This is a genomic window from Kitasatospora sp. LaBMicrA B282 (genome assembly GCF_050325825.1).
Lineage (GTDB): Bacteria > Actinomycetota > Actinomycetes > Streptomycetales > Streptomycetaceae > Kitasatospora.
The window spans coordinates 1-11,489 of sequence record NZ_JBNQTI010000222.1 but is presented as its reverse complement, the minus strand read 5'-3'; the positions used below and the strand labels follow the sequence as shown (position 1 = coordinate 11,489).

The 11,489-nt window shown below is 72.1% G+C and carries 7 protein-coding genes; 6 read left to right on the top strand and 1 reads right to left on the bottom strand.

Annotated features, from left to right (window positions below; all coding sequences use genetic code 11):
- Positions 1-245: 245 nt before the first annotated feature.
- From ACQRUO_RS35775 to ACQRUO_RS35755, 5 genes are all read left to right on the top strand, one after another.
- Positions 246-1,235 carry a malate dehydrogenase gene (locus ACQRUO_RS35775; RefSeq protein ID WP_428320340.1) on the top strand — a complete coding sequence of 330 codons (990 nt, stop codon included), beginning with the start codon at positions 246-248 and terminating at the stop codon, positions 1,233-1,235.
- A 133-nt stretch (positions 1,236-1,368) separates the two neighbouring features.
- Positions 1,369-2,706, top strand: coding sequence for a hemolysin family protein (locus ACQRUO_RS35770; RefSeq protein WP_428320339.1), 1,338 nt, complete (start codon positions 1,369-1,371; stop codon positions 2,704-2,706).
- Positions 2,707-2,736: 30 nt separating this feature from the next.
- Positions 2,737-3,777 (top strand): tryptophan--tRNA ligase, encoded by a 1,041-nt coding sequence (gene trpS, locus ACQRUO_RS35765; protein WP_428320338.1) that lies wholly within the window; start codon positions 2,737-2,739, stop codon positions 3,775-3,777.
- Positions 3,777-4,352 (top strand): 2'-5' RNA ligase family protein, encoded by a 576-nt coding sequence (locus tag ACQRUO_RS35760; protein WP_428320337.1) that lies wholly within the window; start codon positions 3,777-3,779, stop codon positions 4,350-4,352. Before trpS ends, ACQRUO_RS35760 begins: the two co-directional genes overlap by 1 nt.
- A gap of 204 nt (positions 4,353-4,556) precedes the next feature.
- Positions 4,557-6,488, top strand: a complete 1,932-nt coding sequence (locus tag ACQRUO_RS35755) for a stealth family protein (RefSeq protein ID WP_428320336.1) — start codon at positions 4,557-4,559, stop codon at positions 6,486-6,488.
- A 106-nt stretch (positions 6,489-6,594) separates the two neighbouring features.
- Here ACQRUO_RS35755 and ACQRUO_RS35750 read toward each other — a convergent pair whose 3' ends face one another.
- Positions 6,595-10,161, bottom strand: coding sequence for a CDP-glycerol glycerophosphotransferase family protein (locus ACQRUO_RS35750; protein WP_428320335.1), 3,567 nt, complete (start codon positions 10,159-10,161; stop codon positions 6,595-6,597).
- 183 nt (positions 10,162-10,344) lie between these two features.
- Here ACQRUO_RS35750 and ACQRUO_RS35745 point away from each other — a divergent pair, with 183 nt between their 5' ends.
- Positions 10,345-11,277, top strand: coding sequence for a YihY/virulence factor BrkB family protein (locus ACQRUO_RS35745; RefSeq protein ID WP_428320334.1), 933 nt, complete (start codon positions 10,345-10,347; stop codon positions 11,275-11,277).
- Positions 11,278-11,489 lie beyond the last annotated feature (212 nt).

Genomic DNA, 11,489 nt, shown 5'->3' with positions numbered 1-11,489 from the left:
CCCCCCCCCCCCCCCCCCCCCCCCCCCCCCCCCCCCCCCCCCCCCCCCCCCCCCCCCCCCCCCCCCCCCCCCCCCCCCCCCCCCCCCCCCCCCCCCCCCCCCCCCCCCCCCCCCCCCCGCCGCGCACGCCGCCGGGCCGCCCTTGCGATAACCTGACGCCGGTTCTCTCGATGTCGAGAGAACCATCCTCGGCTCCAGTGCGCCGACGTGCCTGGGGCATGCTGGCGATCGCTGGAGAAGGAAACATGACTCGCACCCCCGTCAACGTCACCGTCACCGGAGCGGCCGGCCAGATCGGCTACGCCCTCCTCTTCCGCATCGCCTCGGGCCACCTGCTCGGCGCGGACGTGCCGGTGAACCTGCGCCTGCTGGAGATCCCGCAGGGGGTCAAGGCCGCCGAGGGCACCGCGATGGAGCTGGACGACTGCGCCTTCCCGCTGCTGCGCGACATCACCATCACCGACAAGCCCGAGGTCGCCTTCGACGGCGCCAACGTGGCCCTGCTGGTCGGCGCCCGCCCGCGCACCGCCGGTATGGAGCGCGGTGACCTGCTGCAGGCCAACGGCGGCATCTTCGGCCCGCAGGGCAAGGCCATCAACGACCACGCCGCGGACGACATCAAGGTCCTGGTGGTCGGCAACCCGGCCAACACCAACGCCCTGATCGCCCAGCGCAACGCCCCCGACGTGCCGGCCGACCGCTTCACCGCGATGACCCGCCTGGACCACAACCGCGCGGTGGCCCAGCTGGCCAAGAAGCTCGGCGTCACCGTGAACGACGTCAAGCGGCTCACCATCTGGGGCAACCACTCCGCGACCCAGTACCCGGACATCTTCCACGCCGAGGTCGCCGGCCGTAACGCCGCCGAGGCCGTGAACGACGAGAAGTGGCTGGCCGAGGAGTTCATCCCGACCGTCGCCAAGCGCGGTGCCGCGATCATCGACGCCCGTGGCGCCTCCTCCGCCGCCTCGGCCGCCAACGCGGCCATCGACCACGTGTACACCTGGGTCAACGGCACCGCCGAGGGCGACTGGACCTCGATGGGCATCGTCTCCGACGGCTCGTACGGCGTCGAGGAGGGCATCATCTCCTCCTTCCCGGTCACCACCAAGGACGGCAAGTTCGAGATCGTCCAGGGCCTGGAGATCAACGAGTTCTCCCGCCCGCGGATCGACGCCTCGGTCCGCGAGCTGGTCGAGGAGCGCGACGCGGTCGCCGAGCTCGGCCTGATCTGAGCCGCTCCGCTGCGCCACCCGCCCGGGCCCGGCCCGCGGCGGTGAGCCCCGGCCGGTCGCTTCGCACCGAAGCGACCGGCCGGGGCCGTTCGCAGCCGGGTGTGTTCGCAAGCGCCGTTTACACTGGCCGACCGTGAACGAAACCCTCCAGGATGCCGCCCTCGTCCTGCTCTTCATCATCCTCGGTGGGCTGTTCAACATCGCCGAGATCTCGCTGATCTCGCTGCGCGAGGGCCAGATCCGGGCGCTGTCCGAGCGCGGCACCAAGCGCGCCGACCGGGCCGCGCACCTGGCGGCCGACCCCAACCGGTTCCTGGCCGCGGTGCAGGTCGGGGTCACCTGCATGGGCTTCCTGTCGGCCGCGTTCGGCGCCGACACGCTGGCCGGCAAGCTCTCCCCGGTCTTCGTCCGCCTCGGGCTCTCCAAGGGGGCGGCCGACCCGGTCGCGCTGGTCGGGCTGACCCTGCTGATCTCCTACATCTCGCTGGTGCTCGGCGAGTTGACGCCCAAGCGGATCGGGCTGCAGCGGGCCGAGTCGCTCGCCCTGCTGGCGGCGCCGGTGGTCGACCTGATGTCGGTGGTGCTGCGGCCGGTGATCTGGCTGCTCGGTCGCTCGACCAACCTGATGGTCCGGCTGCTCGGCGGTGACCCGAACGCCGGGCGCGGCAGCATGAGCTCCGAGGAGCTGCGCGGCCTGGTGGCCGCCAACACCCAGCTGGGCACCGACGAGCGGGCCCTGATCGCCGACGTCTTCGCGGCGGGCGAGCGGCAGCTGCGCGAGGTGATGGTGCCGCGCACCGAGGTCACCTTCCTGGACGCCGACCAGCTGCTCGCCGAGGTGCTGGAGGAGACCAGCGGCTCCCCGCACTCCCGCTACCCGGTGGTCGAGGGCTCCTACGACGCGGTGACCGGCTTCGTGCACGTGCGCGACCTGTACCGGGCGGCGCACGCCGAGCAGGCCGTGCGGCTGCGCGAGATCGCCCGTCCGGTCAAGCTGATGCCGGCGACCAAGGACGTGCTGGAGGCGATGAGCGAGATGCGCCGGGAGGGGCACCACCTGGCCATCGTGGTGGACGAGTACGGCGGCACCGCCGGCATCGTGACCCTGGAGGACCTGGTCGAGGAGGTGATCGGCGAGATCCGCGACGAGTACGACGCCCAGGAGACCGCCTCCCGGCGGCTGGCCGGCGGCGGGATGGAGGTCAACGGCCTGCTCAACCTGCCGGACTTCGCCGAGGAGACCGGGGTGGTGCTGCCCGAGGGCCCGTACGAGACGGTGGCCGGCTACGTGGTGGCCGAGCTGGGGACGCTGCCCGCGGTCGGTGACCGGGTGGAGACCGGCGAGGGGGTGCAGCTCACCGTGGCGAAGCTGGACGGCCGGCGGATCGACCGGGTCCGGGTGCGGGTGGACCGCGGCCCGGAGGGCACGTCCGAACGATCGTCCGAACCTCCAAACGAGACCAGGTCCTGACCGGTCCCGGAAGCTGGAAGAATGGCGGGCATGGTCAACGCAGCGGTCACCAGTCCGGCGAAGGGTCGCCAGCGGGTGCTCTCCGGCATCCAGCCCACCTCCGGTTCGTTCCACCTCGGCAACTACCTGGGCGCGGTGCGCCAGTGGGTGGACCTCCAGGAGGCGAACGACGCCTTCTACATGGTCGTCGACCTGCACGCGATCACCGTCCCGCAGGACCCGGCGGTGCTGCGGGAGAACACCCGCGTCTCGGTCGCCCAGCTGCTGGGCGCCGGCCTGGACCCGGAGCGCTGCACCCTCTTCGTGCAGTCCCAGGTGCCCGAGCACGCCCAGCTCGCCTGGGTGATGAACTGCCTCACCGGCTTCGGCGAGGCCGCCCGGATGACCCAGTTCAAGGACAAGTCGGCCAAGCAGGGCAGCGACAGCACTACGGTGGGCCTGTTCACCTACCCGGTCCTGATGGTCGCCGACGTGCTGCTCTACCAGGCCGACGCGGTGCCGGTCGGGGAGGACCAGCGCCAGCACCTGGAGCTGACCCGGGACCTGGCCGAGCGCTTCAACACCCGCTTCCAGCCGACCTTCACGATCCCCCAGCCGTACATCCTCAAGGAGACGGCGAAGATCATGGACCTGCAGGACCCGACGGCCAAGATGAGCAAGTCGGCCGCCACCCCCAAGGGCCTGATCAACCTGCTGGACGACCCGAAGCTCAGCGCCAAGAAGTTCAAGAGCGCGGTCACCGACACCGACACCGTGGTCTCCTACGACGAGGAGAAGAAGGCCGGCGTCTCCAACCTGCTGCGGATCCACTCCGCGCTCAGCGGGCAGAGCATCGAGCAGCTGGTGGCCCACTTCGAGGGCAAGATGTACGGCGCGCTCAAGACCGAGCTGGCCGAGCTGTTCGCCGACTGGGTGGTGCCGTTCCAGGAGCGGACCCGGACCTACCTGGACGACCCGGCCGAGCTGGACCGGGTGCTGGCGGTGGGTGCCGAGAAGGCCCGCGCGGTGGCCGGCGAGACCCTGGCGACGGTCTACGACCGCATCGGCTTCCTTGCGGCCGCCAAGCGCTGATGCCCGAGGCCGTGCCCGCGGATGGCGGCGAGCTCCCCGAGCCCGCCGCCATCGGCGCGTCGTTGACCATCGGCGTGGCCGTCTCGGTGCCGGAGCCGTACGGCTCGGCGATCCAGGACGCCCGGGCCGAGCTCGGCGATCCGCTGGCCCGGTCGATACCCACCCACGTCACCCTGCTGCCGCCGACCGAGGTGCCGGCCGAGCAGTTGCCCGCGGTGCGGGCGCACCTGGCGGCGGTGGCCGCCCGGCACCGGCCGTTCCGGATGCTGCTGCACGGCAGCGGCACCTTCCGCCCGGTCTCCCCGGTGGTCTTCCTCCGGGTCGAGGAGGGCGCCCAGGAGTGCCGGGAGCTGGAGGCCGCGGTCCGTTCCGGGCCGCTCGCCCGTGAACTGGCCTTCCCCTACCACCCGCACGTCACCGTGGCGCACGGGCTGCCCGAGGAGGTGCTGGACGTGGCCGCGGTCCAGGCCCGGGCCTTCCACGCGGCCTTCGCGGTGCCGGCGTTCACCCTCTCCTGGTTCGGCGCGGACGCGGTCTGGCGCCCTTGGCGCGACTACGGCCTGAGCAGTCGATAGCAGGTAATTCGTTTCCGGACACTTCGGCATTACTTGCGCGAAATGATGAACGTAATCTCTTATTACTTTCTCATTCACCGCACCATCTGCTGAGCGCTATACTCGCCCGGTAATGGCCGCCCGGGGGTCCAACTACGGTCAGAGTGCTCACCGCCAGGAGAGATGATGCGCTGTCCCCGCACGGTCCGGCGGGTACTGCGAGCCGTGGCCCGCAGGGTTCGTCGGGTCGCCGTGGTGACGGCGCTGCTGCCCGACCAGCGCACGGCCGGGCAGGCCGCGGCCGCGGCCGCGGCGGTCGCCGGGGCACAGGCGGAGCCCGAGCCGGAGCCGGCCGCGCCGACCCCCGAGGAGTTGCGGCACCGGCGCGAGGAACAGCTGCTGGCCGCCGACCCCGCACTGGTGCGGGAGCGCGACCTGGTCGCCGAGGTGCGCGACGACCTGCTCTCGGGCGATGCCTTCCTGCGCAGCTTCACCGAGGTCACCGACGTGTTGCTGGCCGCCGAGGTGAGCTTCGCCCCGATCCGCGGCCACGGCTCCCGGCAGTGGGTGGTGATCGCGCCGGGCCAGCGGGCCGAGGTGCTGGCCGCGTGCGCCGCCGCCTTCCGCGGCCGGCCGGTCTACGCCGACCTGCTGGGCCACGACGTGACGTTGGGGACGGTGCTGGCCGAGGCGCTGCCGGAGGCGGTCGCGGCCCTGGAGGGCGAGCCCGCCGCGGGCGAGGTCGAGGCGGATGCGGGCGAGGCGGACGCGGGCGAGGCGGACGCGGTCGACGACGGGCCGGCGGGGGCGGGGGCGCCCCCGGCCGAGAGCCGGGACCGGGTCAAGGGCGTGCGGCTCTACCGCCCGGTGGTGACCAGCGGCCGGACTCTCTTCTACGGCCCCGAGCACGGCTGCGACCTGGACTTCTGGGATTCCGCCGCGCCGTCCGACGGCGCCATCGCGGCCATTCACGAGCCGCCGTTCGGCTGGTGGGTGCCCTCGCTGGAACCCGACAGCACGGTGCGGATCGCGGGGCGGGAATTCCCGGTGCCGGCCGCGTTCACCCGCCCGCGGCTGGACGACATCACGTTTCCGGTGGATGCGGTGATCACCTGGGTTGACGACGGCGACCCGGTCTGGCGCGGGCGGCGGGCCGCCGCGCTGGCCGGCCTGACCCGGCAGCCGAGCACCGGGAACGGCGACGAGCGCTTCCACAACCGCGACGAGCTGCGCTACTGCCTGCGGTCGATCGCCATGTACGCGCCCTGGATCCGGCACGTCCACCTGGTCACCGACGGGCAGCTGCCCGACTGGCTGGTGGCCGAGCACCCGGAGCTCAGCGTGGTCCCGCACCGCGAGTTCTTCGCCGATCCCACCGTGCTGCCGGTCTTCAACTCGCACGCGATCGAAACCCAGCTGCATCGGATTCCGAATCTCGCCGAGCATTTCCTGTATTTCAACGATGATATGTTCCTGGGGCGACCGGTTCGGCCGGAACAGTTCTTCCAGGGAAACGGCGCACCGCTGATCAACCTCGATTCCCGGGTGATCCCGCCGGGGCCGGTCTCCTCCGCCGACGACGAGTACGTGGCGGCGCAGAAGAACACCCGGGCCCTGGTGCGCCGGGAGTTCGGCCGGGACACCACCAACACCCTGAGCCACGCGCCCTACCCGCTGACCCGTACGCTGCTCGCCGAGAGCGCCGAGGCCTTCACCGAGGAGCTGGCGGCCACCGGCTCCTCGCTCTTCCGCGCGGCCACCGACCTCGCCCCGATCACCCTGGCCGCCAGCCGCGGGTATCTCACCGGTCGGGTCGCCTGGGGCCGGATCGGCCACCGCTACGTGGACGTCGACCGGCAGGCCGCCCTCGACCACCTGCCCGGGCTGCTGCGGGAGCGTGCGGTGGACACCTTCTGCCTGAACGACGGCGCGCTGGACCAGGTCGACCGGATCGAGCAGGACCGGATCGTCACGGCCTTCCTGCAGGACTACTTCCCGGTGGCCGGCCCGTTCGAGGCCGAACCGCCGATCCCGGCGGCCCGCACCGCCCCCGCGGCCGAGCCGGTGGCGGAGCCAGAGCAGGAGCAGGACCAGGAGGCCTCGGCCGAGCAGGACGAGGAGCAGGCGGTCGCCGACCTGGTCGAGCAGCGCGGCTGACATCGCCCCACCGGACACACCGCACGCCGAACACACCGCACGCCGAACGCCCGCGGGCCCCGCACCTCGATGGTGCGGGGCCCGCGGGCGTTCGGCGCCGCTGGGGTCAGGCCAGCAGCCCGTCCACCACCCGGGCGGCGGCGTGGCCGTCGTCCAGGTCGCAGTAGGTCTCGCGGAACCGGGCGTAGGCCTCGCGGTGGTCGGCCGTCACCTTCGCCAGGTCACCGAGCGCCTCGACCAGCTCCGCGGAGGTCCGCAGCAGCGGGCCCGGGGCCTCCTGCTCGAAGTCGAAGGTGAACCCGCACAGGTTGTCGCGGTAGTGCTCCAGGTCGTAGGTGAAGAAGAGGATCGGCTTGCCGCTGTTGGCGAAGTCGAAGGCCGAGGCCGAGTAGTCGGTGACCAGCGCGTCCGCGACCACCAGCAGGTCGGTCATGTCGGGGTAGCGCGAGACGTCCCACACGTAGCCGTCACCGGCGCCGGCGACCGGGCCGTAGCAGTTGGTGTGCGGGCGGACCAGCAGCACCTGGTCCTCGCCGAGCGCGGCGCGGGCCGCGTCCACGTCGATCCGCAGGTCGATCTGGTAGCCGCCCTGCGGGCGCCGCCGGTCCTCGCGGAAGGTCGGCGCGTACAGCACCACCTTCTTGCCGTCCGGCAGGCCGAGCCGGCGGCGCACCTCGGCGGCCCGCTTCTCCCGCTCGGGGGAGAAGTGGACGTCGTTGTGCGGGTACCCGGTCTCCAGCATCTCGCCCTCGAACTTGAAGGCGCGGCGCAGCACCCCGGTGGCGAAGCTGCTGCCGGAGACCAGCTTGTTCCAGGTCGGCACCTCGCGGTCCAGGTGCTTGAGGTAGTTGCTGTCGATGAACCAGATCTTCTCGAAGTCGTGGCCGATCCGCTTGAGCGGGCTGCCGACCCAGGTCTGCAGGACCACCTGGCCCGGGCGCGGCGTCACGAAGTCGGGCAGGTGCGCGCTGGTGACGATGTACTTGGCGGTGGCCATCGCCTCGAACCACTCCGGGCTCCACTGGCGCAGCCCGCGGGCGCTCTCCGGCAGTTCCGCCTGCTGGTCGTCGACCGTCCACAGGTGCTCCAGCGGCAGGCCGCGGCGGACCAGCTCCTCGTGGATGGCGCGCGGCGAACCGGCGTACTGGCCGCCGTGCGCCACGTTGTAGAGCACCGCCTCGCGCAGCGGCTTCTGCTGCAGCAACGCCGGGTAGACCTCCTTGCGCAGCTGGCGCTGGCGGAAGCCGCTGCGCTCGTGCGGGCCGAGGTCGGAGTGCGCCTCCAGCGAGAGGGTGTCGAAGTAGCGGCGCTCCAGCACCACCTGCTTGCCGCGGGAGCGGATCTCGGCGGGCAGCGAGCGGTGCGCCTCGAGCGCCACGTGGACGTGCGGCCAGGCGAACTCGGGGTCGCCGCCCTCGGGCCGGAAGAAGATCTCCCAGGTGCCCTTGTGCAGCGGCACCCGGCCGGCGTGCGAGCCGACGGGCGCGGCGGGCAGCCGCACCTCGAACCGGCCGTCCTCGACCACGAGCGGGTGCAGGTACTCCTCCTCCCGCCAGTTGTGCCTTATCACCAGGTCGTAGCGGTGGCTGCCGGGCAGCGGGAACCGGCCGGCGAGGGTGAAGCCCTGCTCGTCGACGCCGGTGATCCGCTCCACCAGCGGCTGCACCAGCTGGTCGGCGAACTGCAGGTGCCCTATGTCGGTCGGCTTGGTGACCAGGGCGCGGGCGGCGCCGAGCTCGGCCTCGGGGTTCAGCGGCAGCTCCATGTGGGTGAGCGGCACCCGCTCGTCCACGATGACCTTCAGCGTGCTCCCGTCGGCCAGCAGCAGCCGGGCGTACCAGTGGTGCGAGGTGCGGGTGTCGGCGGCCGGGTCCAGCTCGTCCCAGCGGTCGCGGACCTCGACGAGCTGCTCGATCGGGATCCGCGCGGTGAACGGCACCGGCCGGCCGGCCGGGACGCCGAACTCCACCGGGAAGTCGATCTTGTTGCCGGACTCCGAGTGGTGCATCTGGAGCCGCACCCCGGCCAGGTCGCCGGCGCCGCGCACGGTGCCGGACAGCTCGACCACGCCGTCCTGGTGCTGCACCCCGGTGACCGCGGCGCGCAGCGTCTCGATCGTCAGGTGCAGAAAACCGTCCTTCAGCATCGGGACGATCCGGGTGTTCTCGTCGACCCAGTGGGTCGGGAAGCTCTGCGCGGTGTCGGCCCAGCCGCCGGAGACCCGGCCCTTGTAGACACCGGACTTGCCGACGCCGCCGATCAGCACCCGCCAGGTGCCGTCCTGCCACTGGCCGCGCTTCTTCAGCTTGGCCGGGTCGATCAGGGTGCTGAAGCCGGCCCAGTCGCAGCTGTAGAGGTCGTGCGGGGAACTGGCGGTGGCCTCCGGCGCGTACTGCGGCTTGGTCGTGAAGGTGACGATCCGCTTGCCCTTGGCCTGGCGCAGCACGATCATCCGGACCAGGTCGTGCTTGTTCTCCACGCCCACGTGCTCGGGGAAGGCGTGGCCGACCAGCCGCAGCTTGCCGTCCTCCCAGGAGGACTCGTAGACGCGGCTGCGCATCACCAGCGCGTTGTCCAGCCGCAGCACGTCGGACGGCACGCTCTTCCGCCCGCCGCGCAGGAAGGGGTAGTCGGCGTACGGACGCAGCAGGCCCTTGGCGGGGGCCGCGCCGTTGCTCTCCGACTCGAACCGCATCTGCTCGACCAGCTCGTCGATCCGGCCCTGCAGGGTCAGGTGGTACTTCAGCCGCAGCGGGGCACGCAGCTTGCGCACGTGCTCCGGGCCGATCGCGCGCAGCAGCCGGCCCACGCACTGCACGTAGGCGTCGCGGTAGTCCTGCTCGCCGTCGACCACCGACCAGAAGAACATCGGGATCTCCTCGACGAGGTTGTTCTCGTCGTAGGAGTGCAGGTACTCGCGGTACTTGGGCTCGGTCTGCTTCAGCAGCCAGCTGCGGACCAGCTCCATCGAGGTGACCCGGTCGATCAGGCCCTTGGGGTTGGTGCGCATCTGGGTGATCGACATCTCGCCGACCTCGCGCTCGCGCCAGTGGTAGATCGGCTCGGAGAGCACGTCCACCGTCTTCGCCATGAAGTGGTGCGGGACGCTGACCGGGGCGTCCTCGTACAGGATGCCCTCGGGGTAGAGCAGGTCGGCCGCGTCCCAGAAGCTGCGCCGGTACACCTTGTTCCAGGCGGTCCGGTCGGTGACCAGGGCCGGGATCTCGGTGATGTGGGTCTTCAGCCGGGTCTCGCGGAACGGCTTGGCGTGGCCGCCGGACGGGTAGTGGCCCACCGCGCGGAAGCGCAGCACGTTGCCGGTGGCGAAGTCGGAGCCGGTCTCGTCCAGCGTGGAGATCATCAGCTCGTAGGCGCTGGGCGGCAGGGTGTCGTCGCTGTCCACGAAGGCCAGGAACTCGGTGCCGTCGGTCAGGTGCAGCAGACCGGTGTTGCGGGCGGCGCCGAGGCCCGCGTTCTTCTTCCGGACCAGCCGGAACCGGGAATCCTTGGCCGCGAACGCCTCGGCGATCGCCGCACTGCCGTCCTTGGAGCCGTCGTCGACCATGATGCACTCGAGATCGCTCATGGTCTGCGAGGCAATGGATTCCAGGCACTCCTCCAGGTACCGCTCGACGTTGTAGATGGGAACAACGACGGAGAGACGGGGGGCCATCTTCGGGCAGGCCTTTCATCGGGGACTGGGCGACCGGACCTGGGGGCGGGACCCGCGGTCGTCGAGGGCTCCTGGCCGGGCGGTACGCGGCGAATTCTACCGTCCGGCTCGAGTCGCCCCGGGTCGCCCGGACCCCGGCGGGGCTGAGCCGTCACCGCCGCCCGACCTGTCAGGCTGAACCGCATGGGATTTCTCTCCGGGCTCCCGGTGATCGGCCCGCTGGTGGCCGCCGTGCTGCGCAGCCGGCCGTACCGGGTGTACCTGCACTTCACCGCCGCGAAGGGCAACCGGCTGGCCGGGGCCGTCACCTTCTTCGGCTTCCTGGCGCTCTTCCCGCTGCTCACCGTGGCGCTGGCGATCGCGGTCACCACGCTCACCCCGACCCGGGTGGACAGCCTGAAGCACAAGATCGCCGACCAGGTCCCGGGGTTGTCCGGCTCGCTCGGCCTGGACTCGCTGATCGCCAACGCCGCCACCGTCGGGGCGCTCAGCGGCCTGTTGCTGCTGATCTCCGGGCTCGGCTGGGTGGACACCCTGCGCGGGGCGATCCGGGACGTCTGGCAGGTGCCCGAGGACGGCGACAACGTGCTGGTGCGCAAGGCCTGGGACTGCCTGGTGCTGCTCGGGCTGGGGGTGGTCGCGGCGGTCTCGCTGGGCGCCTCCGCGGTGACCACCCAGCTGGCCGGCCGGCTCGCCACCGGGCTCGGCCTCTCCGACCGGGGTCCGGCGCACTACCTGCTCGCGGCGGCCGGATTCGTCATCGCGGTCGGGGCCGACGTGCTGCTCTTCCTCTACCTGCTCGGGCCCTTCGCCGGGATCCGCGGCCAGCACCGGCGCGACCTGCTGACCGCGGCGCTGATCGCCTCGGTCGGCTTCGAGCTGCTCAAGCTGGGGCTCTCCTCCTACCTGACCCACCTGGCCGGCCGGAGCCTGTACGGCGCCTTCGGGGTGCCGATCGCCCTGCTGCTCTGGATCAACTTCATCTTCCGCCTGCTGATGTACTGCGTGTCCTGGACGGCGCTGGCCGACCCCGAGGGCGCGCGGGCCCGGGCGCGAGCGAGCGCGGACGCCGCGTACCGGGCGGCCGGCGAACTGGGTACGCCGGCCGCCCGGTGAGAGCGGTGAGCCCGCTGTGCCTCATGGGTCCGGGCGGCCCGTCGTTCAGCGGTGGCGGACCGCGGTGGCGCCCCCGGGCTGCTCGGCCGGCCCGGTGCCCCGCGGCGGCCGGCGCCGGCGCCGGTTGAGCAGCAGGCCGGCCGCGGTGGCGCAGACCGTCGCCACGCCGACCATGGTCCAGCCCTCCGGCCCCAGCCCCCGGCGCCGGCCCT

Coding starts and splice junctions, on each gene's coding strand:
- ACQRUO_RS35745 (WP_428320334.1), top strand. CDS start 10,345: ATGGGATTTCTCTCCGGGCTCCCGGTGATCGGCCCGCTGGTGGCCGCC.
- ACQRUO_RS35760 (WP_428320337.1), top strand. CDS start 3,777: ATGCCCGAGGCCGTGCCCGCGGATGGCGGCGAGCTCCCCGAGCCCGCC.
- ACQRUO_RS35750 (WP_428320335.1), bottom strand. CDS start 10,161: ATGGCCCCCCGTCTCTCCGTCGTTGTTCCCATCTACAACGTCGAGCGG.
- trpS (WP_428320338.1), top strand. CDS start 2,737: ATGGTCAACGCAGCGGTCACCAGTCCGGCGAAGGGTCGCCAGCGGGTG.
- ACQRUO_RS35775 (WP_428320340.1), top strand. CDS start 246: ATGACTCGCACCCCCGTCAACGTCACCGTCACCGGAGCGGCCGGCCAG.